The sequence below is a fragment of the Microcoleus sp. S13_C3 genome (genome assembly GCF_036700905.1).
GTDB lineage: Bacteria > Cyanobacteriota > Cyanobacteriia > Cyanobacteriales > Microcoleaceae > Microcoleus.
In genome coordinates, this window is sequence record NZ_JAUBPT010000031.1 from 1 (window position 1) to 26,421 (window position 26,421).

The 26,421-nt window shown below is 47.5% G+C and carries 19 protein-coding genes and 1 pseudogene; 12 read left to right on the forward strand and 8 right to left on the reverse strand.

Going from position 1 to position 26,421, the window contains the following annotated elements:
- A partial coding sequence (locus QUA16_RS11300) for a calcium-binding protein (RefSeq protein WP_333181138.1) occupies positions 1–1,703 on the forward strand: 1,703 nt, incomplete at its 5' end.
- Positions 1,704–1,887: 184 nt separating this feature from the next.
- Here QUA16_RS11300 and QUA16_RS11305 read toward each other — a convergent pair.
- Positions 1,888–2,325, reverse strand: a pseudogene (locus QUA16_RS11305) (chloride channel protein); the annotation flags it as partial.
- 658 nt (positions 2,326–2,983) lie between these two features.
- Between QUA16_RS11305 and QUA16_RS11310 the strand changes: the two are divergent.
- Positions 2,984–8,452, forward strand: a complete 5,469-nt coding sequence (locus QUA16_RS11310) for a S8 family serine peptidase (protein WP_333102937.1) — start codon at positions 2,984–2,986, stop codon at positions 8,450–8,452.
- 165 nt (positions 8,453–8,617) lie between these two features.
- Here the strand turns inward: QUA16_RS11310 and QUA16_RS11315 are convergent, their stop codons facing one another.
- From QUA16_RS11315 to QUA16_RS11335, 4 genes are all read right to left on the reverse strand, one after another.
- The gene (locus QUA16_RS11315) at positions 8,618–9,574 is read right to left on the reverse strand and encodes a GDSL-type esterase/lipase family protein (RefSeq protein WP_333102936.1); all 957 of its coding nucleotides are present in this window, start codon (positions 9,572–9,574) and stop codon (positions 8,618–8,620) included.
- A 1-nt stretch (position 9,575) separates the two neighbouring features.
- Positions 9,576–9,710: a hypothetical protein gene (locus QUA16_RS11320; RefSeq protein ID WP_333102935.1), complete on the reverse strand. Its 135-nt coding sequence runs from the start codon at positions 9,708–9,710 to the stop codon at positions 9,576–9,578.
- Between the two features lie 118 nt (positions 9,711–9,828).
- Positions 9,829–11,124, reverse strand: coding sequence for a TldD/PmbA family protein (locus tag QUA16_RS11325; protein WP_333102934.1), 1,296 nt, complete (start codon positions 11,122–11,124; stop codon positions 9,829–9,831).
- A 186-nt stretch (positions 11,125–11,310) separates the two neighbouring features.
- Positions 11,311–12,171 (reverse strand): Tab2/Atab2 family RNA-binding protein, encoded by an 861-nt coding sequence (locus QUA16_RS11335; RefSeq protein WP_333102933.1) that lies wholly within the window; start codon positions 12,169–12,171, stop codon positions 11,311–11,313.
- Positions 12,172–12,441: 270 nt separating this feature from the next.
- On the opposite strand from QUA16_RS11335, the gene QUA16_RS36900 reads away from it, so the two are divergent.
- From QUA16_RS36900 to QUA16_RS11350, 4 genes are all read left to right on the forward strand, one after another.
- On the forward strand, positions 12,442–12,594 hold the full coding sequence (locus QUA16_RS36900; protein ID WP_445252172.1) for a DUF1272 domain-containing protein: 153 nt from the start codon (positions 12,442–12,444) through the stop codon (positions 12,592–12,594).
- A 4-nt stretch (positions 12,595–12,598) separates the two neighbouring features.
- Positions 12,599–13,384: a nucleotidyltransferase domain-containing protein gene (locus QUA16_RS11340; protein ID WP_333102931.1), complete on the forward strand. Its 786-nt coding sequence runs from the start codon at positions 12,599–12,601 to the stop codon at positions 13,382–13,384.
- A 190-nt stretch (positions 13,385–13,574) separates the two neighbouring features.
- Positions 13,575–14,297, forward strand: a complete 723-nt coding sequence (locus QUA16_RS11345) for a pyridoxine 5'-phosphate synthase (RefSeq protein WP_333102930.1) — start codon at positions 13,575–13,577, stop codon at positions 14,295–14,297.
- 722 nt (positions 14,298–15,019) lie between these two features.
- Positions 15,020–15,766, forward strand: a complete 747-nt coding sequence (locus tag QUA16_RS11350; protein WP_333102929.1) for a hypothetical protein — start codon at positions 15,020–15,022, stop codon at positions 15,764–15,766.
- A gap of 88 nt (positions 15,767–15,854) precedes the next feature.
- Here QUA16_RS11350 and QUA16_RS11355 read toward each other — a convergent pair whose 3' ends face one another.
- The gene (locus QUA16_RS11355) at positions 15,855–16,877 is read right to left on the reverse strand and encodes a tetratricopeptide repeat protein (RefSeq protein ID WP_333102928.1); all 1,023 of its coding nucleotides are present in this window, start codon (positions 16,875–16,877) and stop codon (positions 15,855–15,857) included.
- 352 nt (positions 16,878–17,229) lie between these two features.
- Positions 17,230–17,592 (reverse strand): hypothetical protein, encoded by a 363-nt coding sequence (locus tag QUA16_RS11360; protein ID WP_333102927.1) that lies wholly within the window; start codon positions 17,590–17,592, stop codon positions 17,230–17,232.
- Positions 17,593–17,946: 354 nt separating this feature from the next.
- Here QUA16_RS11360 and QUA16_RS11365 point away from each other — a divergent pair, with 354 nt between their 5' ends.
- From QUA16_RS11365 to QUA16_RS11390, 6 genes are all read left to right on the forward strand, one after another.
- Positions 17,947–18,273: a hypothetical protein gene (locus QUA16_RS11365; protein WP_333181139.1), complete on the forward strand. Its 327-nt coding sequence runs from the start codon at positions 17,947–17,949 to the stop codon at positions 18,271–18,273.
- 79 nt (positions 18,274–18,352) lie between these two features.
- The gene (locus QUA16_RS11370) at positions 18,353–19,405 is read left to right on the forward strand and encodes a hypothetical protein (protein ID WP_333102925.1); all 1,053 of its coding nucleotides are present in this window, start codon (positions 18,353–18,355) and stop codon (positions 19,403–19,405) included.
- Positions 19,406–19,536: 131 nt separating this feature from the next.
- Positions 19,537–19,995, forward strand: coding sequence for a chemotaxis protein CheW (locus QUA16_RS11375; RefSeq protein ID WP_333102924.1), 459 nt, complete (start codon positions 19,537–19,539; stop codon positions 19,993–19,995).
- 80 nt (positions 19,996–20,075) lie between these two features.
- Complete coding sequence (locus QUA16_RS11380) at positions 20,076–21,674, forward strand: methyl-accepting chemotaxis protein (protein ID WP_333102922.1); 1,599 nt, start codon at positions 20,076–20,078, stop codon at positions 21,672–21,674.
- Positions 21,675–21,682: 8 nt separating this feature from the next.
- On the forward strand, positions 21,683–22,978 hold the full coding sequence (locus tag QUA16_RS11385) for a CheR family methyltransferase (RefSeq protein ID WP_333102921.1): 1,296 nt from the start codon (positions 21,683–21,685) through the stop codon (positions 22,976–22,978).
- A 15-nt stretch (positions 22,979–22,993) separates the two neighbouring features.
- Positions 22,994–24,700 carry a methyl-accepting chemotaxis protein gene (locus QUA16_RS11390; RefSeq protein ID WP_333102920.1) on the forward strand — a complete coding sequence of 569 codons (1,707 nt, stop codon included), beginning with the start codon at positions 22,994–22,996 and terminating at the stop codon, positions 24,698–24,700.
- Between the two features lie 37 nt (positions 24,701–24,737).
- Here the strand turns inward: QUA16_RS11390 and QUA16_RS11395 are convergent, their stop codons facing one another.
- Positions 24,738–25,988 (reverse strand): transposase, encoded by a 1,251-nt coding sequence (locus tag QUA16_RS11395; RefSeq protein WP_333102919.1) that lies wholly within the window; start codon positions 25,986–25,988, stop codon positions 24,738–24,740.
- Positions 25,989–26,421: the final 433 nt, after the last annotated feature.

Genomic DNA, 26,421 nt, shown 5'->3' on the forward strand with positions numbered 1-26,421 from the left:
TGGATGGCGGCGCAGGCAATGACACCCTCGACGGCGGCGATGGCAATGACACCCTCGACGGCGGCGCAGGCGATGACCCTCTGGATGGCGGCGCAGGCAATGACACCCTCGACGGCGGCGATGGCAATGACACCCTCGACGGCGGCGCAGGCGATGACCCTCTGGATGGCGGCGCAGGCAATGACACCCTCGACGGCGGCGATGGCAATGACACCCTCGACGGCGGCGCAGGCGATGACACCCTCGACGGCGGAGAAGGCAATGACAGCATTGACGGCGGCTTAGGCAACGACAACATTGTCGGCGGCCCCGGCAACGACAGCATCGATGGCGGTGCAGGAATAGATACCCTTTCCTACGGCACTTCTACATCACCAGTCAATATCAACCTCGCCACCGGCAACATCAAAAACATTGAAGTTATCATCGGCACAACTTTCGCCGATACCATCACCGGCAGCAGCAGCGACGAAACCTTAACCGGCAACGGCGGCGCCGACATCCTCACCGGTGGCGGCGGCAACGATACCTTTATCCTCGACCCCACACAATCCGCTGGTAGCAAGATTCAAGCAGGTGCCGGCACTGACAGCCTGGTTGTCACGGATGTTACCGCAGCTTTATTTCTAAGTCCCGGTAAAGTTGGAGTCGATCGCAGCGGTACTAGCTTGCTAGTAGACATCAACAAAGACGGTAAAATCAACGCCGCAGATGACATCGAAATTCTCAATTTCTTCGATTCTCCCAGCAGCAATCGCCCCGGCAGCGGATTTATCGAAACTGTTGCAGGTTTGTCGGGAAATACTATTCTCGATCGCTTTGTTCCTCCATCTCTACCCGTACCCTTACCCACACCCACACCTACCCCAACTCCCACACCTCGTGGCCCCCAAATTTTAACACCGGCCATTGGGATTCCGAGTGCGAATACTACCGTTGATTCTACTTTCAGTGGCGGGCCGCTTAGCGATTTGTTCTTCGGAACTCCGCAAGCTGACGCACTGGATGGTTTAGCTGGAAACGATACGATTTCCGGCTTAGATGGTGCTGATAATATCCTTGGCAATGACGGCGAAGATTCGCTATTGGGCAATGCTGGCACCGACTTTATCGATGCTGGAAATGGCAATGATATTGTTTACGGCGGTAAAGCTTCCGATACCATTTTAGGTGGCGGCGGTAATGATTCGCTGTACGCAAATAAAGGCTTGGATGTTGCTTTGGGAGGAGACGGTAACGATATAATTTTTGGCGGGAAGGGCGATGATTCTCTCGGCGGTGATGCTGGAGATGACAGCATTTTCGGTCAGTTAGATAAGGATTTCTTGCTGGGTGGCAACGGTAATGATGTTGTCAGCGGTGGCGAAGGAGATGATACCTTAGCAGGTATGGCTCCGAGTGCTACTAATCCCGGAGTTGGGGAGTTTGATACTTTGACTGGCGGGGAAGGTAAAGACCGTTTCTTGCTGGGAGATAGTAATAAAATCTACTACTCTGGTGATGGTAATGCTGTGATTAGTGACTTTAAATCTGCTGAGGATGCGATCGTCCTTTCGGGAATTAAGGCCAATTATTCGCTGTCGGTTTCGGGGAATGCGACTAGCATTTTCCTCAAAAAACCCGGTGAATCCGATGATTTAATTGCCACGGTGCAAGGGGTGACTGATTTGAATCTCGATCAACCTTATTTCACTTTCATTTAGGATTTGAGGGATTTTTAACCGCAGATGCACCCATAAAAACGCAGATATTTGGTAAAAATATCTGCGTTTTTATGGGTTGTTAACGAATTGATGGCGTCCCTTGAAGTTTTCTAATTATTGTTAGCGCCTGTTGGTACATATCCTTGTTGCTGAAATTAAGTCGGCGGCTTTCTGAAAGTCGGCGAGCGCACCCTGTTTGCACAGTTGGGCCTTGTCTTCCTAAAGTTAAACCGGAACCAACTGCTAAAATAGTGGTCAGAAGTTTGGCGACAGCTACTCGCAAATCTAAGGCAAGATTGACGCCGCCGAGAGCAGCTTTGACGTGAGGAATGCCACTTCCGGCAGTTTCCGGAGCAAAACGCTCCACCAAGAAACCTGTCAGCAACCCGCCAAATAAACCGACAGCCGGAAGCAAGATCCAAGCTGGAATTAATGTCGAGGTAGCAACTCGCCAACTGCCGAGCCATCCGACTCCTGACTTGAGCAAAACCCCAGCGAGTCCAGAAATTAAACCGATCAGACAAGCTTCAAAAATAGCGAGGCGTTTCGGTCGTAAAAAAAGTTGAGATTTGATGACCCTGGAAGGTTCCCTAAATTGTTTAGGGATAGTTATATAAGGCATAAATAGCGTAGATGACCTGAGAATTGTCTGGTCGATCTCACTTTAGCAAAAATAGTTCTACTTGGCAAAATATAACTACTTTTTAACCGGAGGTTCACGCGCAAATAAACGCTAATTAATTCTATATGTTTATAGAACCCATTTGAGTTCTTGCCAGCGATCGCTCGCAAGTAGTCGAAGAGCTTATAGCAGTCGATTTAGCATCACAAGTACGGAAGAACTACTTCCCTGATTTGTTGAGACTCACTTTGCTGAGGATTCTTTCGCCCATTTGACAAATTCAATTGCCTTAACACAATAACTCTCAAAAGTCGATCCTCAACCGCTCTCATCGCCAAAGATCCGACTTTTCCGACTTATCTGACTGGAAGATCCGACTTTTCCGACTTATACAAACAGCCGCCGGCAGAAATAATAGAGATCGCGAAACTAAACCCGCGATCGCTTCGGTTCTATGCAGTTGGATATTTGTGAACTTTAACAAGTAATTTTTCTTTCCGGTAAATTACTTGAGCGATCGCCACAGATGTATGACAAAGTATATCTTAGGGGGGATGCGGATATCGATCGCTAGTCTCAGCGAAGAATCGCGAGCGACCTCTCGCCATGTCCGTGGCTTTGAGAAACAGTTTAGAAAATTATCAGTGTGAGGCTTGTGATGACCGATCTATCCAAATTGCTCAAAGAATTAAATGCAGACCCAAACAAGCCCGACGATCGGCGGTTATTTCAAGAGCAGTGGTGGCTGTTCAACACAGGACAGACAAACGTCGCCGGCAACAAAATTGAGCCAAATCCCGGCATGGATCTCAACGTAGTCCCTCTGTGGCCGCAGTATACCGGCAAAGGCATCAAAGTAGGCGTCGTTGATGGCGGTGTTGAGCTCAAGCACGAAGACCTGCAACCCAGAACAACAACAGGTTTAGAGGCGGAAGGTGAGGATAATCATGGCACCGCTGTAGCTGGCATTATTGCAGCACAAGCAAATGAGTTCGGCACCGTCGGCGTTGCTTACGGAGTAAAGAGCATCGGCAGTTTCAACAATAATAATGAAACCCCTAGCCTGCAAAGCCAAGTTGATTTCGACGTTTCCAACAATAGCTGGGGTGGCAGCACCCACTTTCAAGTTAAAGACGGCAACTTCAAAATAGCCCCCGATCCCGGCAAAGCTATCGAAAACGCGGTTACTAAAGGTCGTGGAGAGTTAGGCACGGTATTTACGTGGTCCGGGGGAAACGAGCGTGAACACGTTAACCCACTATCGCCCACAGCACAACAGCGGGGGAGAAATGTCAACTCAGGTAATTACGAGAACAATCGCTATGTAATTGCCGTAGCAGCGATCGACAATCAAGGAGTTGTGGCCCCATACAGCAATCCGGGTGCGCCGCTGTTAGTCTCAGCCTTCGGCGACAGTCCCGGCAGTATCGCTACCGTCGATCGTAGCGGCAAGGATGGCTACAACAGCCGCAGTAGCTCTACAGAAGATCCTAGCGACAATGATGGCAACAAGGGAGAGAAAGCACCGATCTCAGGAGGAAAAATAATTGGGACAGGAAAAACAATTGGGCGAGGAAAAATAATTGGGACAGGAAAAATAATTGGGACAGGAAAAAATAATGGAGAAAATAATCAGCTCAATTTTAGCGACCCCAACTACGACGCAAGCTTTAGCGGCACATCAGCAGCGGCGCCGATGGTTGCCGGCGTTGCAGCCTTAATCTTGGAAGCCAATCCCAAACTCGGCTACCGCGACGTTCAGGAAATCCTGGCTTACTCAGCCCGCAAAAATGACCCCGACAATAAACCCGTTGAAAGCAGAGAGTATGCAGGTGGGAAAATTCCGAAAGATACTTGGACATTCAACGGCACTAAAAACTGGAACGGCGGCGGACTCCATGTCAATCACGACTACGGCTTCGGATTAGTCGATGCCACAGCAGCAGTGCGGTTGGCTGAAACTTGGCAGCCGCGATCGGGAACTGGCAAATATGAAGCGGCAACTGCGGCAAATGAGAAAGTTCAAATTGCCAATTTGACCCTGCCAGTATCGGGGGTAGATATCCCCGACAATAACCCCGCAGGCATTAATCAAACTTTCAAAATTAATCAAGGCATCAACATCGACAAGCTCGAACTAGACTTGAATATCGAGCACGGTCAATTTCAAGACTTAGTAGTTAAGCTGATATCTCCCGACAAGACTGAGAGTGTCATTCTCGATCGTGTCCCTTACTACACCCAGGCACCGAACACGCAAGATGGAAAAGACGATACCGGTTTCAAAGGCACAACCCTCAACTACACCTTCAGCAGCGCCCGCCACTGGGGAGAAACCGGCCTTGGCGATTGGACGCTGAACATTTCCGATAATAGCCCCACCAACGACCCCATAAATACGGGTCAACCGTTCACGTATCAAAACCAAACAATTTCCACCAGCGGCAACAATATCGGCAAACTCAAAGGCGCAACTTTACGGCTGTACGGCGACGACATCATTAACGACAACACCTACATCTATACCAACGAGTTCGCCAGTTTCACCGCTGCAAACGATCCACGCAAAACTCTCAGCGACACCAACGGCGGCAACGACATCATCAACGTTGCCGCCATCACTGACAATGTTATTCTCAACCTAGCGCCAGGTGGAAAAAGTACCCTACCAGGCCGCACAGTTACAGGAGAAGAACTCCCTCCTCAAACCCTCACCATCGGCGCCGGCAGCATCATCGAAAATGCCTTTGCTGGCGAAGGAAATGACTCAATAGTCGGCAACGAAGCAGCCAACACCCTCTGGGGCGGCCGCGGCAACGACACCCTCGTCGCCTCCGGTGCCGGCGACACCCTCATCGGCGGCGGCGGTAGCGACTCCCTAGTGGGAGGCATCGGAGACACTACTTACATCCTCGATGCCAAGACAGCCAAAGGCAGCAGAATTAAAAATGTTGGTGGCGTCGCCAATAATTTAATCCTCAGCAACGCCACCCTGACAACAACGCTGGCAGTAGGGCAGAACGGGATTGCCCAAAAAGGCAACGATTTGCTGATCGACATCAACGCCGACGGCCAGGTAAAATCGCGGGATGATTTGACCATAGAAGACTTTAACTTGTCTGGTAGCGGCCGCTTCCTAAAGGTCGGCAACCTGCTTGGTAGTGACATTTTCCCGACTCCAACTCCCACGGGAACACCGACTCCAACTCCCACGGGAACTCCGACTCCAAGTTTAATAGCTACTGCTGGCAATGATTTCCTCGAAGGTAGCGCTCAAAACGACACCATCGATGGCCTCGGAGGTAAGGATATAATCTTGGGTTATGCAGGAAATGACTCCCTCTCTGGCAGCGACGGAGATGACTACTTAAAGGGTGACGAAAAGGGTGACGAAGGTAACGACAGCCTAATTGGCGGCGCAGGAAATGACATCTTACAAGATGAGTTGGGCAATAATTTGCTCTCCGGCGGCGACGGCGATGACGGAGTTTTCGGCGGCAGCGGTGCCGACACCCTCACAGGAGATAGCGGAGATGACTTCCTAGATGGTGGCGAAGGTAACGACAGCCTAATTGGCGGCGCAGGAAATGACATCTTACAAGATGAATTCGGCAATAATTTGCTCTCCGGCGGCGACGGCGATGACGGAGTTTCCGGCGGCAGCGGTGCCGACTCCCTCACAGGAGATGCCGGCGATGACTACTTAAATGGCGACGAAGGTAATGACTCTATTTCTGGCGGTGACGGCAAGGATCTTGCAGATGGGGGTGACGGCAACGATACCCTAGAAGGCGGTGACGGCAATGACGAACTAAGCGGCGGCGCAGATAACGACAGCCTCAACGGCGGCGTTGGCAATGACGCACTCTATGGAGATGACGGTAACGATACCCTAGAAGGTGGCGGTGGTGCAGATATCCTATTTGGCGGCATCGGCAATGACTTCTACGTGTTAAATGCTACTTCCGCAGGGGGCAGCATCATTGCTGACGACAACGGCACCGATACTATAACTCTCAATGGTCTCACGCTGGCGATCGGCTTGGCCGCCGGTACGGCAGGCGTCACGCGGGGCGGCGAATTCGATACCGACTTGCAAATTGACCTCAACAAAGATGGGGTGTTTACACCTGCTGACGACTTGTTGATTTTCGACTTCTTCGCTGAACCAAATCTGGAAAAAGGAGATGGTTTTATCGAACAAGTTGGCAATCTCAAAGGGCTCGATATTCTCCAGAGTTTCCCGCTGAAGGCGACTCCTGAAGATGATTTCCTTCCAGGTGGCAGTGGCAATGACAGCATTGACGGATTGGCCGGCGACGATGAGATTGAGGGCAATCAAGGCAATGATTCGCTGTTCGGCAACGCTGGCAATGATGTGTTGTTGGGCGACGAGTTCATTGTGATTAGTGAGGTGGAGGGTGACGTATTTCTCGGTACGGGAATTGGCAACGACTATCTCGACGGCGGCGATGACAATGACTATCTCGACGGTGGCGAAGGTAATGATACTTTGCTTGGCGGTGCCGGTGACGACATTCTCTGGGCCTATGAGGGCGATGACATTCTCAATGGAGGAGACGGCAACGATTATCTCGAGGGCGAAGAAGGTAACGACAGTCTCTTCGGCGGTGCCGGCAATGACTCACTGTTCGGCGGAGAGGGCAATGATACTCTCGACGGCGGCGATGGCGATGACTATCTCGACGGCGGTTTGGGGAATGACAGTATTGTCGGCGGTGCCGGTATCGATACTGTGTCTTATGCTACTCTCCCCAGTCCCGTCAATATCAATCTCGCAGGGGGAAGTTCCACCGCCGAAGGTACTGATACTCTCACCGGTATCGAAGTCATCATCGGCACAACTTTCGCCGATACCATCACCGGCAGCAGCAGCGACGAAACCTTAATCGGTAACGGCGGTGCCGACATCCTCACCGGTGGTGGCGGCAACGATACCTTTATCCTCGACCCCGCAACAGCCGCTGGTAGCAAGATTCAAGCAGGTGCCGGCACTGACAGCCTGGTTGTCACGGGTGTTACCGCAGCTTTATTTCTAAGTCCCAGTAAAGTTGGAGTCGATCGCAGCGGTACTACCTTGCTAGTAGACATCAACAAAGACGGTAAAATCAACGCCGCAGATGACATCGAAATTCTCAATTTCTTCGATTCTCCAACCAACAATGGCCCCGGCAGCGGATTTATCGAAACTGTTGCAGGTTTGTCGGGAAATACTATTCTCGATCGCTTTGTTCCTCCATCTCTACCCGTACCCCTACCCACACCTACCCCAACTCCCACACCTCGCGGCCCCCAAATTTTAACGCCTAGCATTCCGATTCCGAGTCCGAATACTACCGTTGATTCTACTTTCAACGGCGGGCAGCTTAGCGATTTGTTCTTCGGAACTCCGCAAGGTGACGCATTGGATGGTTTAGCTGGAAACGATACGATTTCCGGCTTAGATGGTGGTGATAATATCCTTGGCAATGACGGCGAAGATTCGCTATTGGGCAATGCTGGTAACGACTTTATCGATGCTGGAAATGGCAATGATATTGTTTACGGCGGTAAAGCTTCTGACAGTATCTTAGGTGGCGGCGGTAATGATTCGCTGTACGCAAATAAAGGCTTGGATGTTGTTTTGGGAGGAGACGGTAACGATATAATTTGGGGTGGCAAGGGTGATGATTCTCTCGGCGGTGATGCTGGAGATGACAGCATTTTCGGTCAGTTAGGTAATGATTTCTTGCTCGGTGGCAGCGGTAATGATGTTGTTAGCGGTGGCGAAGGAGATGATACTTTAGGCGGTATCGATCCGAGTGCTACTAATCCCGGAGTTGGGGAGTTTGATACTTTGACTGGCGGGGAAGGTAAAGACCGTTTCTTGCTGGGAGATAGTAATAAAATCTACTACTCTGGTGATGGTAATGCTGTGATTAGTGACTTTAAGTCTGCTGAGGATGCGATCGTCCTTTCGGGAATTAAGGCCAATTATTCGCTGTCGGTTTCGGGGAATGCGACTAGCATTTTCCTCAAGAAACCCGGTGAATCCGATGATTTAATTGCCACGGTGCAAGGGGTGATGGATTTGAATCTCGATCAACCTTATTTCACTTTCATTTAGAAGCGGCTTTTTTTAACCGCAGATACACGTAGATTAACGCAGATGAATTTTACCATTTTGCGTTGATCTGCGTTTTTTTACCCTTTCCCACTCTATTCAGAGTGCCGTACCAGTCAAAATTTATCACTTCAAACCGATTGAATTCAAGGATGATTTCCTCCTATTCTACGGTTGATATTCCGCAAAAATTTCAATTTTTCCCACAATGTTTTGATTGAATTGAGCCAATTCTTCTGCCGGAATCCAATATTCTTGATGAATCGAACTGCCGACAGTTTGGACGGGATATTTTTTTAAGAATTCAGCCAAAACTCGAAACCGGGTTACATAGCCGAAATATCCCGATGCTGCATCTCTTGTATTCCAATCTCGTGCAATTTGTATGGCATATGCTTTGTGGAGTACGGGATAAAAAATAGGCTGAAAAGACAGTCGCGGCGGAAATGCCAGAAAATCGCTTTCTTTAATCAGTTCCATTTCTTTTTTGCCGACGGCTCGGAACAGCGTTACTGTCTCTTTATCTGATATATTGATATTTTTAAACCAAGCTTTCCAATCGTCCCAATTGTGAACTATTTTAGCCAATTCAGCGTAACCGGCTGCGCGGGGATGGGAAACGTCATTTTCGGTAAGTTCTTTATGCCAAATTTCCGAGTTTTGCAGCGGGGTGCAAACATCTAGATAAGGCACATTTAACTCGTGGCAAACTTGGGAAAACTGTTCGGATAAGTTGGCAATCCGCTTTGTGCGATCGGCATCGATAACTGGGGGTGGCCCTACCATTAATACTGGAAATATTTCTTGGGCTGACGTGAGAATAGAGCGAGCATTTTCAATTGATTTTTCAACTTCTATGCGATTTTTTTCGTTTTCTCGGTAAGTGTCGTTGACACCAAAGGAAAATACTATTCTGCCGTCGCCATAGTGAGGTAAGCGGCAAGAAACTTCGTTGAACCAACGAGTTCCTATATCGGCACTGGTTTGTCCCCTTATTCCTAAATTGTAGTAGGTAATATCGTGTCCTTGTCCGCAAGCGGCCGCGCAAACCCGTCCTGTCCAACCGAGACATTTGGGATCGCAAGTACCGTTTACAAAAGAATCGCCGATAAAACAAATACGCATATTATGTATGGGAAGTGGGAATGGAGAATTGTTGACTGTTGACTGTTGACTGTTGACTGTTGACTGTTGACTGTTGACTGTTGACTGTTGACTGTTGACTGTTGACTGTTAACTGATAATTGATGATTGATGACAACTGACAACTAACAACTAACAACTAACAACTGACAACTAACAACTGCCAACTGCCAACTGCCAACTGCCAACCGCCAACTGCCAACCGCCAACTGACAACTGACAACGGCCAACTGACTTTAATTCTTGCCGATGACGGACAATCCTTCTACAATTAGAGATGGTGTTTGGCAAGAACCGTTCCACTCAGCGTCTCCTCCCAATTCTACTAATTGTTTGAGGACGCTGTAAACGTTGCCAGCTACCATTGTGTCTTTGATTCTGCCGACTATTTGACCTTTTTTGACTCGGTAGCCGAGATCGACATTAATTGAAAAATCGCCGGAAATTCCGGCACTGCCGCCAAGCATTTGATCGACTACAATTCCGTCGTCTAATTTAGCGATTAAATCTATTAGCGAAAGCGAACCTGGTTTAATCAAAACATTGAACAAACTCGGCGTGGGATAGCTGCCCAAACCCGGGCGAAATCCGTTGCCGGTGGTGCCACTGCCCAAGGCTCGACCGGTGGTGCGATCGGTATAAAATAGCTGCAACACTCCGCTGTTGATAAAGACGATCGCCCGCGTGGGAGTACCTTCGTCATCAAAAGGACAGCTATAGGGCCCGATATCCGGCTGCTGCGAGAGGGTGACAAGCGGCGATGTCACTTGTTGGCCTAATCGATCGTTCCAAGGCGAAGCGCCTTCGAGTACCTGTTTGCCGTTCAACGCCGCACAGACAGTCCCCCATAATAAATCGGCGGCTTTGGCTGTAAATAGCACCGGCACCCGGCCCGTGGCGGGGGCTACATTGTCTTTCGCCCATTCTAAACGCTGCAAAACCCGCTTGGCGCTGGTATTTAAGTCGAGGGTGCCGCGTTCGGTTTCGCCTTCCCAAATGTTGAGGAAATCTTCTCCCCGCACTAATTCTGCTGATAAATAGCCGCTGAGAGTGGTGTCGGTGTGACTGGAATCCAAGCCTTTGGTGTTCACCAAGCGGGTGCTCTCGATTTCGCAGTCGAGTTCGGCGGTGCAGAGGCTTTCTGGATAGGCTTCGCGGACGATCGCGATCGCCTCTTTTCCCCAGTTTACTAGCTGTTCGGCCGGCACCGACACTCCGCGATCGGGATAAACAACTTTCTCACCGGTGCCGAGTTCGATGGTTTCCGGTTCGTTAAGTTGCGAAAGTGCGATCGCCCTGTCCACCAAAATTTGCAGTTCCACGGGCCCGTAGGCCACCGCCAAACCCGGCCGCCCATCTCGCCACAGCCGCAGGGCAATGCCTTCTGCTTGGGCGGTTTCTAGCTGTTTGAGGCGGTTTGCTTCAAAAAAGACCGGCCGCGAGAGGGATTGCGATTCCAACACCTCAGCAGCTTCTGCACCTGCTTTGGTGGCTAGTTCTAGCAGTTGTTCTGCTGATTGGTGATTGGTCATTGTTGTCGGTGGTTGGTTATTGGTTATTGGTTATTGGTTATTGGTTATTGGTTATTGGTTATTGGTTATTGGTTATTAGTTCTTGGTTATTAGTTCTTGGTTATTGGAAGTCACAACCCATAATCTACAAATAACAAATAACAAATAACAAATAACAAATAACAATTAACAATTAACAACTAACAACTAAATACTTAGTTCGTGCAGCAGCCAAAATCCTGCAAAAGATTCCGATTCGGGATTCGACTGAATTGCTAAGAAATGTACTTTTTTTGCTTGGTTTTTGGCGGCTTCAAATCCTTTCGCTTCTCTCTCAGTTGCTGCGTCTCTAAGATTAGCTAAAATCCAGCGATCGTTAGCTCCCGTATCTAATACCAGCCTAGCGGGTGGGCCGCTCTCAAATTTCAGAAAAGCCAACTCTAAACCCGACATCCAACCTGCCAGGGCTGTTGCTCTCGACGAGTAGATAATTAGTCCCGGAATTTGCGTTTCTGGGGCGAGGCGTGTCATCGGCAGTCCGAAAGCTTCGCCAAATCCGATATCCCACTCGGACATTTCGTCAAAAGCTGCGATCGGCAAACTCACAAACGCCCATTTTTCGCCGATTAAAGCATCCGGCAGCGCAACAGGCGTTTCGGGTATAAATTGAACGCTCGGGTTCACAACCGGTTGATAGCCCGGTTCGGCGGGATAAACCTCTTGCATCCGTTCTTCCAGCCACAGGCTAAGGGCGAGGGTGCGGCGGCTGCAGGCGGCGGGAATGTCCAAGTCATCGCAGGCTTTGGTAATCATGTTCGCCATTTGGCGGCGGAAAAAGCGGATTTTTTCGGGTCGTTTCGGTGCTGCGGCGATCGCATCTTTAATTGCACCCGCCAGCCACAGGGAATTTACGGTAGAACTGGAGCAGAATTGCGAGTAGCGAAACAGAGATTCGGCCTTGTCGCCTACATTCAGCGGGCTTTCGCAGATCAACACTTCCCATTTTTTTTTCTCTCGCTCGTCTATGATTGGACGGCTGTAAAAGTCGAGTTCCCAAATAGTAGCCATGCCGCGCTGTTAAAAATTAATCCTTTCTCATGTTACCGGACAGCGGGCAAGTTTCTGATTCTGACACAGGGCTGTTTCATTCTCTTGTAGGGGCTGCCCCCCGTGGCTGCCCCAATATTTGAAACACCGATTCCCTCGTCCGTGGAGGGGTAGGCATTCTTGGCACTACCCCTACAAAACGATGATTTCCCTGAGAATGAAACAGCCCTGGATTCTGACAATATAAGGCTGATTTTCACTTTCAAGGGCGATCGCACTTTCCCAAAGATTGTGGCTTTCCCCTGCAGCTTCCCGTGTAATTTTTGGCAGCAGTGCACAACCGGACGCATTAGCAACTCTTCGGAGAACTGTGGCGGAGCAATCTCAACCCGCGATCGTTTGTTAAACTTGTGCAAGCCAGGGAAAACAAACAGTATAGCTTGATTCCATGAGACAAATCATTCTCGAAAAGATTGTTTCTACCTTACAACCTTTAGATTTTGTTCTCGCTTTGTGGCAAGGAGGTTCCGCAGCCCACGGATACACCGACGAGTGGTCAGACCTCGATATTGCCGTTGTGGTTGAAGATAATTGCGTGGAAGAAACATTTGAGATTGTTGAACAAGCCCTCGCAGAAGTTGGCGAGATAGAACTCAAATATCGAGTTCCCGAACCCGCTTGGCACGGTCAATCGCAGTGTTTCTGGCGACTGAAAGAAACCCCGCCCTTCTTGCTAATTGATTTCGCCGTTTTTCGGCGCAGCAGCCGCAACGATTTTCTGGAAATAGAGAGACACGGAAATGTACCGATCGCCTTTGAGAAAGTTAATCTAATTGTTCCGCATCCTTTGGATCGAAGCAAGCATTTATCTACAATGCAGTCGAGATTCAACGAAATTAAAATCCGTTTCGATTTGCTGCAACCTCTGGTTAAAAAAGAGATTTATCGCGGACATTTAGTAGATGCGATCGGCAACTATCACAATTGGACGCTTCTACCCTTAGTCGAACTGTTGGGCATGATTTACCGTCCCCACAGATACGACTTTGAACTAAAATATTTTAGCCGAGATTTTCCGCGCGAAATAGTCGATCGCGTCGCACCGCTTTTCTGCATTGCCAACCTTGAAGATTTGGCAGTAAAACAGGCAATAGCGGAGGCTTTTTTTGCAGAAAGTTTACCGCTTGCACAAGCTAATTTTTCCTCTGACAATGCCCTAACACTACCGCCCTAGGCTCAAAGTTTCGTTCCGAAAGCGATTAATATAGTATTATCAACTTATATCTTGCACCATTGTCAATACTCCTTTTTTGAACAGGCAAGATGCCTGTTCCACAGGAAAATCTACTCTTTGTGGAACGGGCATCTTGCCCGTTCTTGAGAAAGATGCAAGATGTGATATCAACCTTAAAGATTAACATCCCATGACAAAACTCAGCGTCAACATCAACAGAATTGCCCTCCTCAGAAACTCTCGAAACATCGGTATCCCCAGTGTTACCGAAGCCGCAAAAACAGTAATTGCTGCCGGAGCTCATGGCGTTACAGTCCATCCCCGCCCCGACGAAAGGCATATCAAAGCCGCCGATGTTTACGAATTAGCCAAAATGCTAACCGTTGAGTTCAACATCGAAGGAAATCCGTTTCAGCCACCATTTATGGATATAGTGTGCGACGTAAAACCGGCTCAGTGTACCTTGGTGCCGGATGCTCCAGACGTGCTAACATCGGATAGCGGTTGGAATATTCCCGAAAATCGCGATCGGCTCTTACCAATCATTCAAAAATTAAAAGACAACGGCATCAGAGTCAGCTTGTTTATGGACGCAGATGCTGCTCTCATGCCGCTAGCAAAAGAAGTGGGAGCAGACAGAGTAGAACTGTATACGGAACCCTACGCAACTGCTTTTCGCGAAGGGAGAGTAGAATCTGTTTTTCAACAATATGTCTTAGCAGCTAAAGCCGCTCAATCAGCAGGTTTAGGGGTGAATGCCGGACATGATTTAAATTTGCAAAACTTAGCTAAATTTTGCTCGATTCCTGATATACTAGAAGTATCGATCGGTCATGCTTTAATTGCGGAAGCGCTAGAAATGGGGTTGTCCAAAACAGTACAAGCTTACCTAAAAATTCTGGCTGATTCGTAGTACAAATTAACCTAGTGTAGGAGGGCGGATTTGGCAGGGAGAAACTCGTTTGGGTCAGAGATAAGAGCTAAATCCGCCCTCCAAACATACAGTATCAAAACTTACGCAAAAAATGGTTAGACACGGTACAAATATGGTAAGGTGGGGTTCGCAGCGACCTAGATAATTAGGCGATCGTCAATCGATTTTAGATTTTAGATTTTAGATTTTAGAATTGAAGCATTGACCCCACGGATAAATGCGGGGGGCAAGTTTCATCGGATACAGGTTTTTTATTTCTCGACGGATGAATCCGGGGGCTTGTATCCTGGATGCTTTCGGTAAAGAATGAAGTAACACTAGGGGCCGTAACCCCCCCCGTGGGGGTGCTAGCCGTGTTCTAGTAGCAACGCTCCTCCCAGAGCCAAGACACCGTGTTTTTTGCGTGTGGGCATTTCTTTAGCAAGAACCTCGGAAAAAGCTTTAATTTTCCTAGACCAAATTACTAATATTCTGTGATGATATTATCCGTAAGGAGTATCATTAAAATGTCCCGACAAACTGAGGCTACTACTTAGCTCCCGCACTGCCAATTTGCTACCAGCAGGTTTTGTGCAAGTACGGGATATTTGCGTGTATCCTATATCCTCCTGTAGCCTCTGTGCGATCGCCAGATTTGATCCGGTGAAAACAGGCAAACACAAGTAACCATATACAATTCCTTACCCCCTCGGAAGTGCGACATGAAAAAACTAATTTTACTGACAGGAATGCTACTCATGATGGCGGCAAAATCAGTATTTGCCAGCCCAGTAGCCCCAAAAATTGCACCGAGCGAGCTGATGGCTGCTTCGGAAATTACAGAAACCCTTAACAAACCCGTTACCTCTGAATCAGTTCCCAACCTCGAACCGATCAAGCGAATGTCAACCTCGGAAATCCGAGAAACCATCAACCAACCCACCACCTATATTTTTGAAGGCGTCAAAGGGCGAGAACTCACTCTCTCCCTGTGGGCGGGACAACTGACAGCCGAACTGTACAGTCCCAATGGTGAAAATATGGGGGTTATTGAAAAAGCAGACAATCAGTGGATGGGCCAGTTGCCAGAGTCCGGCATCTACCGCGTGCGAGTTACCCCGAAAGGTGAAACCACCAGCTTCGTACTCGGACGCGACTTTAACGCCAAGTGGACTTATAGGCCCGATCGCGCAATTCCCATAGCATTCAAGGAAAAACAAGCCACAATCAAACTCAAAATGTCCGGCTACCAAATCCAGCCTATCACGGTTCAAGGCCAGCAGGGACAGACAATTAGGGTGACAGCTAGCAACAAAAATCTAGATCTGGCGATCGAATCTCCGATGGGACAACTCCTGGATCAAGGCGAAGGTCAAACTTTTGCTCAACTACCGGAATCCGGCACTTACCGGGTAATCGTAGTTGCCAAGAGGCCGGTCAAGTCCTCAATCCGAGTTTCTGTGCAATAGCAAAGATTGCACAAATACAGTCGGGCGATCGAATTTGCGCCACAAAAAAAATAGCTCGCCCCATTGGCGAGCTGTTTTTTGTGTAACATCAACCTTGGATCAGGGCTTCAAAACGTTCTTGTTTCCAAATGCAGCTTAAATCCGGGTCAGCTAAAGCTAGCTCTCGGTATAAATTAGGGATAAACTCAACAGCCCGCTGCAAATTGTCAAGGGCCAAATCAGCAAATCCCAGTAGCGCATAACAGCAAGCTTTATTGTAAAAAGCGTTAGCAAAATCAGGATGTATTTCTAAAACTGTTTCGTAGCAAGCAATCGCCTCAGAGTAGCAGCCTTTTCGCGCCAATTCCACGCCTCGGTTGTACCAAATTAAATAATCTTCAAAGGGACGCTCAGATGTGGGAGTGAACTTGGCATTTCTCTGATTTAAACCTACTAATTTCTCCAAAGCAACTCTCCGTTCGCCCACAGCATCAGCTCTGCCCGGTTGTAGAGCGATCGATCGGCTAAAACTAGCCACTGCTTGTTTGTAAAGTCCCATAGAGTTCGCAGCTATACCGCGATTGTACCAAGCCTTCGCGTCATCAGGCTTAAACTCGATCGCCCGCTCAAAACTGTTGAGCGCCTGATAGTAAAGCTTAAGTTCCAACAGGGCATTACCTCGGTTGTACCACGCCCAAGCAGCCTCCGGGTACAAATTTAAACAGCGATCGAAACTCAGAACCGCCTTCTGGTACAGTCCCATATCGATCAGCGTCAGTCCCCGGTTGTGCCAAATACTTGCCGCGCACGGACTGAACTCCAGAGCCCGGTCAAAACTGTTGAGAGCCTCCAAAGGGCGCCCCAACTTTCCTAAAGCAATAGCCCGGTTGTGCCAGCCAAAGCTCGCATTCGGCTCCACCGCCAAGGCCTCATCAAAACTCTTCAGCGCCTCTAAGTGCCGTTCTAATTTCCCCAGAGCCATACCTCGGCCGAACCAAGCCTTATAATGATCTGATTGCAACTTCAAAGCTCTGTTAAAGTTCGCCAGAGCACCATGATCGTCGTTAGCTTCGAGGTGGCGCGAACCCAGATGGTAGTACCAAGCCGCTTCCAAGTTTTGAATTAAGTTCATAATATTTTGTATCTATCTTAGGGATGATTCTACATGAAATCATACCTGGAGTAAAACTGTAATTCCACTAAAAATCTGAAAAATTTGATACAGGGCGATCCCCCGTACACAGTGCCAGTAACAACCTCAACAATTTGCGGTCGAAACTAACTATTTTCCTCTCGTAAAAAGCTCTGTTAGCTAACCGCACTCATCGTTTTTTAGAGCTGCTGCGAATCTTAACTCTGCGTGAATCACGCAACTATTTACCGCATCCCGAATTAGGTTTGCAGTTACACAAAAAGTCCTAGGGCGCCCCAAGTCTAACTGCAAATCTGCTAGTGCTAATAGCTTCTACTTCTGGTTGCCCAATTCAAGCAACCACAACCGCTGTTTTAGCATTCTCACTCAACAGCAACTGGCCTGTTGCATCAATACTAAAATCTTTCCCCAGCAGAAAACCCTTGCCCATCAAGCGCTGGCAAACAACCAGGGCAGTAATCCGGCGAATTTCTTCCATCACGTCAGCAGGAATCAAATAACTCAAACTCCAGATCACGGACTCGCAGTCATACCAAATCAAACGCTCAATACTGACAATCATCAAAGCAGCTAAACTGTCAACAGACACCCGCCCTCTGAGATCCGCAATCAAATCCTTACCAATTAAGCTATTGCGAGTCATCATCGCTCTAGCCATCTTCCCAATTTCTTGTTCGAGTTCTAAATGATTCATGCTTGGCACTGGCTTTTATATTTTTAAAGCACTACTAAAAGTAAAAACAGTAGCCGCTACCAGGCTCTGCCCTAGCGTAGCTGACGCAGGCTCTACCGTAAGTCCTTTTAACAAAGTATACCTAAAGAAAGAGCCAAAATGTATCTAAAGGCAGATACCAAAATATAATTTTGTCAAATTAATTAGCTTTGCCAAGCCCTAGAAGAGTTACTGGCAGCAGCGAAGGAGCGCATTTTTGCCCGCCGAGGTCCAGGGTCTACTCTCGCTTGACTGTTTTGATCCCAATCCAGCGGGTCAAATATGTAAGCTTCTTTAAGTTGACTACCAGGGTGTACGTCGCTTTAGCGCTCGGCGATGCTATCTTTCTTCTATGAAATTGGAAAGCCCAGTTTGGTTAGCGCCCGGACGAGTTTACTGGGGGGTTGTTTGTTTTCGGCATTGGTCAATATGCGGGGTTCTGAGTCGGTTTTGGGGCGCACGGAGAGCCTGAAGCTGGTCGATCGAATTCACATTGTCGCGGTCTATATCTTTGCAGGCGCTCTTGCCACCGTCTTTTTCCGATTAACAGCAGAAGCAGGGCAAGCAAAGCAGGCAATGTGGCTAGACAGTCGCCTTTTATTTCTGGTCTTGACAATTTCGTTTATCGTTCAGAGCGCGTCATCTCCTATGTGGCGATCGTAAACTTTAAAACAATTAATCAACTTTTTGCAAGCATCGTTAGGTGGTACAATCAGGGGTTGCTTAGCAAGGGAGTTGATGAGTGAGGGGGTATATTTCTAAACAGCATCATCCTGCGGTTAGAGGAGTTGTCAAGGGACTACCCCTAATTGGTTGCTTGGCGATCGCGGTTTTTAGCTGCTGGCTCAATCAAACTTTGCCCGTTCAGGCACAGACTGTTACATCTCCAAAAACTTGTCAAATTGGAGTTTACTTGACATCCTTGCGAGATTTTCATCCAGCAGAGAAGTCGTTTACTGCAAATTTCTGGGTTTGGAGCGTTTGTCCTTTTGAGACTCCAAAACCTTTGGAAAGCCTGAAGGTTGTCAATAGCAAGGAAGTTAACAAGAATTACACAACTTTTTCCCGAAGCGAAAATTTGTCGGATACATTTAAAGCAAATAAAAACGTATTCTGGTCTGAAGAAGAGATTAGCGCAACTTTATATCACAACTGGGACACAAAAAATTATCCCTTCGATCGCCATGTATTGCAAATTCCCCTTGAGGAAACACAATTAGATGCTTCCAGCTTCGTTCACGCCCCAGATTTTGCGAACACAGGTTATCCGAAAGACCTAGATTTGGAAGGTTGGGAAATTAGAGATTTTAGAATCTCTCAAGAGAATTTCCCTTATAGAACAAGCTTTGGTAGTCCGGGAATAAAAAGAGAACTAAATTCCCGATCGCGCTTAGTTATTTCAATTACAATCAACCGCGAGAGTAAAGTTAGCTTTTTTAAACTTGTGATGGGAGTTTATGCTGCTGTTGCACTCTCAATAATGGCATTGTTGCTGGATGAAGAATTAATGGGCATCCTTGTGGGTAATTTGTTTGCAGTTATAGTAAATCTGCAAGCAGCGACCTCGGATTTGGGTAGTAGCAATTCTGTCACCCTGATTGATTTCATCCACATCATCGCCATCATTTACATCTTCATAACAGCAATTGTGCTGGTCTACACTCGATTTTTAAGTGAAGCAGACCAGTCGGATTTGTCACGGTATTTTAGGCGCCGCCTTGCTGTTCCGATCCTGGCTGGATCATTCGTTGTTGTTAATATTGTTGTCATTTCTCATGCGGCGATCGTGGGTTAGATAAAAACGCCAGTTCACAAAAGACTACGAAATAATTTATTGCTTGCTCATTTGGTGCTCATGTGCTAACCTTGAACAAGTTTATAGTCTAAAAATATTCAGTCATCCCTAATAAAAACTGATCGTTACAAGTGCTAATTCTACTTTTCTACGCTGGAAATGACCTCTACGCGATCGACAGTTCGTACATTGTTGAGGTAATTCCACGAGTCAATCTCAGAAAGGTAAAGCACGTACCAGAATACGTGGCCGGTTTGTTTAACTACCGTGGAGTAGTCTTGCCCGTGATCGATTTGTGCCATTTGATCCAAGGTACACCGAGTCGATCGCACCTTAGTACCCGCATCATCATCGTGAAATATCCCCGCCAGAACGAATTGGTACAATACTTAGGACTGATGGCAGAGCGAGTGACCGAGACACTCAGTATCTCAAACAAAGATATTAGGGATTCCAGCATTCGGGTTGAGGAAGCACCCTACTTAAGCGGCACGATTGTCGATGAAAAACGGATAATTCAATGTGTCCAGCTTGAGCGGCTTTTTAGCGATGAGCGACATAATTACTTGTTGATGGGTGAAGAAACTTAATCATAAAGATTCAGCCTTGAATGGAACCTGCTGTTAATTCAATTACCCTACCAGTATTAATTTATACCCCCCCACTTACCATGTTGAACTCTATCACTAGCCGCATCATATTGGGCTTCTCAGTTCCCATACTGTTCCTGATTGTGCTTGGTTCCATGCTGTTTTCAGGCATTGACCACTTAGTTAAATTGCAGACCAACTCAAAGCAAGTCGCTGAAAACATAAATAATGTAGATGCGTATGCTTATGATATCTCTAGGGTTATTGCCAGTATCCGAGGATATGCTCTTTATCCCAAGGACCAATACTATCGCGGGACTTATACTAAAGCCCAAGAAGACATGCTTGTTCACAAGCAGGAATTGGAAAAGATTGTTGAGCCACAGGTGCGAGAAGCAATCAACGCACTCGTCCAGATTGGTGATGAGTACGATCGCGTTGCAGCGGGTGTTTATCCGCTAGTCGATGCCAATAAAATGGATGAGGCGAAACGAGAACTTTTAATTCCCCGTGTTGCCAGACTTGACGAAAGCCGGAGTAGGGTGAATAAACTTCTTCAAGCCAGACTGACAGACAATTTACAGGAAGCCGAGAAAGCCAAGCAGTTTCAGAGTTTACTGATCGTGCTGGGTACGTTGTTGACAATGGTTGCCACGCTGATAAGCGCATGGTTGGTTGCTGCACCCATCCGACGAGAGCTTCCAAGGGTAGTGCAAGCAGCAGAGCAGATTGCTGATGGAAATTTACAGCAAACAATTGAGCTAAACAATGATGCTAGCGAAGTTGGCAAGTTGATGACAGCATTTCACTATATGTCCAAAAAGCTGAATTCGCTGATTCTCCAGATGCAAAAATCGGGAGTGCAAATTAGCACTTCCGCAACTCAGATTGCAGCAGCGGGTAAAGAGTTAGAAGCCACTGTTACAGAACAGCTTGCCTCAACTAATGAAGTGAGTGCAACCTCGCAGGAGATTGCCGCCACTTCTAGAGAGCTAGTCAAGGTGATGGACCAGGTTGAGCTGATGGCGCAGTCTACAGCAATTGCTGCAGGTGCCAGTCAAAATGACTTAAACCGGATGGAAACGGTAATGCGCCAACTTTCAAATGCGACTACTTCCATTGCCACTAAACTTGGGGTGATGAATGAAAAGGCAAACAATATTAACAGTGTTGTGACCACAATTAACAAGGTTGCCGATCAGACCAACCTGCTGTCCTTAAATGCTGCGATAGAGGCAGAAAAAGCTGGAGAATACGGGGCTGGTTTCGCGGTTGTAGCACGGGAGATCCGCCGATTGGCTGACCAAACCGCTGTCGCCACTCTGGAAATTGCCCAAATGATTAAGGAGATGCAGTCGGCAGTTTCTACTGGCGTAATGGAAATGGATAAGTTTAATAAATCTGTTGTTGATAGCGTTGCGGATGTCAGCAAGATTAGCGATCAAATTGCTCAAGTAATTCAGCAGGTGCAAGGATTGACCCCACGCTTTGAGCAGGTGAGCCAGAGCATTGAGGAGCAATCGATGGGATCACAACAGATTAGTGAAGCAATGGGGCACCTGAGTCAAGCATCTCAGCAGACGGTGGACGCTTTACGGGAGACGAACAGTGCTGTAGTGCAGCTTGATGAGGCAGCAAATGGATTACGATTAGAAATTTCTCGATTCAAAACCGCTTAGGCTTACAGATGGTACTATCTGCGATCGCGACATTACTGAGCAAAACTATAGGCTTAGACCCCGATACAATTGGCTCCAACCGGATTGCCAGAGCAGCCGACAATCGTCGAGTCGCCTGTAAATTGCCTGACCTGAAGAGCTATTGGGCACGGTTACAAACCTCCGCTTCCGAATTAGAGGAGCTGATCGAATTACTCATCGTACCAGAGACCTGGTTTTTCCGGGATGGCAAACCGTTTGATTACCTAAAAACCTACGTTACCTCGGAATGGCTGCGCTCGCCAAACCGCAAGACGCTCCAACTGCTGAGTGTTCCATCCTCTACGGGCGAAGAACCTTACTCAATGGCGATCGCGCTACTAGAAGCGGGTCTGCATCCGAAACAGTTCGCGATCGATGCGATTGACATTAGTCATAGATCCCTGGCCAAGGCAAAGCGCGCAGTCTACACCAAAAACTCCTTTCGCGGCGATGCTGGGACAGGGCGAGAGCGCTACTTTCAGCAAACGGCGGAGGGTTACGAACTATGCCAGCCCGTTAGGGGGCTCGTCAATTTTCAGCAGGGGAATGTCATGACCTGCCTGACGCTGATTCAAAAGAAATACGACATCATCTTCTGTCGCAACTTGTTGATCTACCTGCAATCAGAAACGTGCTCAGAGGTATTAGCAGCGATCGATCGCCTACTCATACCAGGAGGGTTACTGTTTGTTGGAGCCTCTGACACTGGAAAAATTGTCGCACACCAGTACGCCTCTGTCCGTCAACCTTTCACCTTTGCTTATCAAAAGTCGAAACCATCGCTTCCAAAACTGGCACCCCTCAATATTACTCAACTGAGACAGGTGCCATCTCAACTAATAACTCCTCAAACCCTTGCCAAGCAATCTTTAGGATTGAAAAATTACTCTGCGCCCGACACTGAGCAAATCAAAGAATCTGATCCATCTGCAAGTTCAAAGGATTTAAGCCCTCAACCCACATCGTCTCTTGATTTACAAACAGTGAAAAAGTTAGCGGATGACGGGCGATCGGCAGAAGCAATCACCCTTTGTAACTCCTATCTTGCCCGTCATCCAACGAGTGCGGCTGCCTACACTCTCTTGGGAGAACTGTATCAAGCCCACCAGCAGAATGCCCAAGCAGAGCGATGTTTTCAACGTGCTATATACTTGGAGCCAACCTCTTATGAAGCGTTAGTTCACCTCGCCTTATTGAAGGAAAATCAAGGCGATACAGTAGGGGCAAAAATCATTCAGCAGCGAATTCAGCGCTTGCAGCACCGTCTCAAAACAGAAGCTTAGAGGGGGAAACCTGATATGTTCAAAAATCTATCCATGCAGGCACGCCTAATTTTCGCGTTCATGTTCATGGGGATTTTGGTGCTGATTGTAGCACTGGTAGGTCTGAGCGGCAGCTCTCGCTTGAGTAAGCACATCGACTCCCTAGCCAGCAATAGTGTGCCCAGCATCTCCGGCTTGTGGAAAATTAACGAAGGAAAAACCCAGATCGAATCATCAGAACGGGGCTTGCTGAATATCAATCTAAACAAAGATGCGCGGCAGGCAGAGATCGATCGCATGGATAACGCCTGGAAGCAAATTCAGGAAGGGTTTCAACAGTACGAAGCGGCTCCTAAGTCTGAGGCTGAACAGAAGGCATATAAAGAGTTTTTGAATACGTGGGATGCGTGGAAGAAAGCCCATGAGGAATTTGTGAGGCGTAATCTCCAGTTCGAGAGACTGGGAGTTTTCAATCTATTTGAAAATTCAGGGGGGAACGCTGGTTCGGCGATCGCTGGCTACAAAGAGCTTGAGAAGCAAGTTCAGGTAAACCGTCAACCCTTCACAGACGCCACCAATACACTTTTGAAGGTGTTGGAAATGAATGAGGATTCGACAGCGGAAACAGAACGTGTATCGGCGAAAGATGTTTCTCAAGTAGGCTTTTGGGCATTTGTGGCAATCCTGATTGGTCCGGGAACTGCGCTGTTATTTGGAATTTTCTTTAGTAACACGATCGCCAAACCTTTAGGAGCCAAAATTGCAGGGGTAGTTGACATTGCCCAAAAGATTTCAGCAGGAGACTTAACCAGCCAAATTTCCCTCGCTGACCAGGAAGATGAAGTTGGTCAATTGCAGAATGCCTTTTACACCATGAACAAAGACCTGAATGCCCTAGTCAATCGCATTCAAAAGTCAGGTAATCAAATCAGCAGTTCTGCCGACCAAATTACGGCGTCTGGAAGAAACCTGGAAGCAACGGTTACAGAACAGGTTGCTTCAACAAATGAAGTGAGTGCAACGGCTCATGAAATTGCCGCGACATCCAGGCAATTGGTAAAAACAATGGAGCAGATCTCTGCAATGGCTGAACAGACGACAGTAGCAGCAGACAATAGCATAAATGATTTAAACCACATCGATTCTGTGATGCGTCAGTTGTTAGAAGCGACTCACGTTGTGTCTTCCAAACTGGAAGTTATGAACCAACGAGCAAACAATATCAGCCGAGTCGTGACAACAATAACGGTTGTGGCAGATCAAACCAACTTACTTTCGCTCAATGCAGCACTGGAAGCCGAGAGAGCCGGAGAATACGGGGCAGGCTTTGCGGTCGTAGCACGAGAGATTCGCCGATTGGCAGATCAAACCGCTGTTGCCACGCTAGAAATTGAGCAGATGATTAAGGAGATGCAATCGGCAGTTTCTATCGGGGTAATAGAGATGGGTAAGTTTACGAAGTCTGTCGCTCATAGCGTCGAAGATGTAGACAAAATTAGCGATCAAGTTACTGAAGTCATTCAGCAGATGCAGGGATTGACCCCACGCTTTGAGCAGGTTAGTCAGAGCGTCGATGAACAATCTCAGGGAGCGCAACAAATTAGCGAAGCGATGGAGCATCTGAGCCAAGCATCTCAGCAGACCGCAGGCTCGTTGCGAGAAACCAATCACGCCTTAGAAGAACTTGACGAAGCTACTCATAGCTTAAAGACAGAGATTGCGCGATTCAAAGTGATGGCTTGACACTCCCGGGCGTGAACGCGCGGGGATTCTTAAGAAACTACCAAATAGTAATTCTTAAAGGCGCTGTCAAAACGCCCCTACCAACTCCGCCCAGGTCAAGTCCTAGCATCGTCGCTACTTTTCTAATGATATTGGCGGCACCATTGCAATCGGCATTGATGTACCAATTTTGCGAGCCAGTTCGATACAAACCACGTTTCACTCGCTTGCCAGATTCTTTCCACCCATCGGGTTTTGCACCAATTGTAGGCAAGAAATCACGGTCAACAAATGAGGCTTTGGAAGTGTAAGATTCTTCGGTCTCAATGAACTTAACTCCGTACTGCTCACACAGTTGAGCAATTCTATTTTTGAGTCTTGCTGTAGGGATTTGGACAAACTTTTGATTATTATTAGCCCCCATATTGATATTTTGTTTCTGACCCTTATTCCAACCAAAGATAACGCGACCAATGCCTCGATCGATACAGTGATTGACGACTAATCGAGCCGCTTTATTCACCGCATCTCGCATTTGACGATTGCGTTTTTCTGTTAAACGTGCTAACTGGTGTGACCAAAATCCATTGGGCTTACCATCCATTAGTCTTGCGACTCGCTTGTTGTACCACTGGTTGATAGATTTTAAGTTCTTCCCGTCAATAATGAAGCTCGTCCCGGCATTACTAACGCAAGTTAGCCAGTTATCAATTCCGTGGTCAATCCCTAGAGCTTTTTCGATGTCAATACCTGCTTTAATGGCTATCGTTTTGTAAATAAACTCAGCGTAAAATTGACCATTGCGGGGTAAAATTTTTAGTTCTCTGATCTCAGCATAGTCGAGGTTTGACGGCATTTCAATGTGGAAATTACTTAAGCCAAACCAAGTTTTGACTTTTCTACCTAATGGGATGACAATTTGATTCTTACTTAGTTTATTTCCTAATGCTTGTTTGGGGTAGGTAACAATATTTAGTCCGTCTTTTGTACGGTAATTAGGGAATTTAGGTCGAGATTCTAATTCGCCCTCTCGAAATAGCTTAATCAAGCCTTTAAAAGACTTTACTGATTCACCAACAGCGCCACAAGTCTGTTGAGCAGCTTGAGCACATAACGCCCGGTAATGAGGATTAAGCTTCAGTTCGTTAATCAAGTCAAACGGGCGGACGTAAATATGACACTTAAAATATATTTGACGAGCATAATAAACAGCACAATTATGCAACTTGTTCGACTCTCCGCAAATATACTCCAAAACCGCTTTTAGTTTTTCATCAGGTTTAATTAGAACCTGTTGACAGCCAAACATTTCACACCTCTTAGTTTTTGTGATATATTAACTATACACCATTAGCCAACAAGAGCAAGTAATTTATGGCAAGGTTGTCAAAAAAAGATTTATGGAAACTGTTAGAAAATACATTGATGGGTCAAAAGGTAAATACAGCAGATTACTGGCAGCCTTCAAACGGCTGCAACTGCGTTTCATACCCTGCGGGAAAGACCGGGGTTTGCGCGTGACGCGCTATAGAACTTGAAAATTGAGAAATTCAACAATGGAAAGTTATTTGAATACGGTACCCATACCAGACGATTCTGAATTTGACCATCCCACCCTGAACGATTGCTGGAATCAGATTGGGGTGATGGGCGATCGCACCTGTGGCGAACTGAAGACGGTTATTCACTGTCGCAACTGCAAGGTTTACTCGGCGGCGGGACGCAGCTTGCTAGAGCGCAAT

Bases quoted from the DNA above. Each gene is read 5' to 3' on its own strand.
- QUA16_RS11385 (WP_333102921.1), top strand. From the start codon at position 21,683: ATGGTACTATCTGCGATCGCGACATTACTGAGCAAAACTATAGGCTTA.
- QUA16_RS11315 (WP_333102936.1), bottom strand. From the start codon at position 9,574: ATGCGTATTTGTTTTATCGGCGATTCTTTTGTAAACGGTACTTGCGAT.
- QUA16_RS11345 (WP_333102930.1), top strand. From the start codon at position 13,575: ATGACAAAACTCAGCGTCAACATCAACAGAATTGCCCTCCTCAGAAAC.
- QUA16_RS11350 (WP_333102929.1), top strand. From the start codon at position 15,020: ATGAAAAAACTAATTTTACTGACAGGAATGCTACTCATGATGGCGGCA.
- QUA16_RS11340 (WP_333102931.1), top strand. From the start codon at position 12,599: ATGAGACAAATCATTCTCGAAAAGATTGTTTCTACCTTACAACCTTTA.
- QUA16_RS11390 (WP_333102920.1), top strand. From the start codon at position 22,994: ATGTTCAAAAATCTATCCATGCAGGCACGCCTAATTTTCGCGTTCATG.
- QUA16_RS11380 (WP_333102922.1), top strand. From the start codon at position 20,076: ATGTTGAACTCTATCACTAGCCGCATCATATTGGGCTTCTCAGTTCCC.
- QUA16_RS11355 (WP_333102928.1), bottom strand. From the start codon at position 16,877: ATGAACTTAATTCAAAACTTGGAAGCGGCTTGGTACTACCATCTGGGT.
- QUA16_RS11335 (WP_333102933.1), bottom strand. From the start codon at position 12,171: ATGGCTACTATTTGGGAACTCGACTTTTACAGCCGTCCAATCATAGAC.
- QUA16_RS11310 (WP_333102937.1), top strand. From the start codon at position 2,984: ATGACCGATCTATCCAAATTGCTCAAAGAATTAAATGCAGACCCAAAC.
- QUA16_RS11395 (WP_333102919.1), bottom strand. From the start codon at position 25,988: ATGTTTGGCTGTCAACAGGTTCTAATTAAACCTGATGAAAAACTAAAA.
- QUA16_RS11325 (WP_333102934.1), bottom strand. From the start codon at position 11,124: ATGACCAATCACCAATCAGCAGAACAACTGCTAGAACTAGCCACCAAA.
- QUA16_RS11360 (WP_333102927.1), bottom strand. From the start codon at position 17,592: ATGAATCATTTAGAACTCGAACAAGAAATTGGGAAGATGGCTAGAGCG.
- QUA16_RS11365 (WP_333181139.1), top strand. From the start codon at position 17,947: ATGCTATCTTTCTTCTATGAAATTGGAAAGCCCAGTTTGGTTAGCGCC.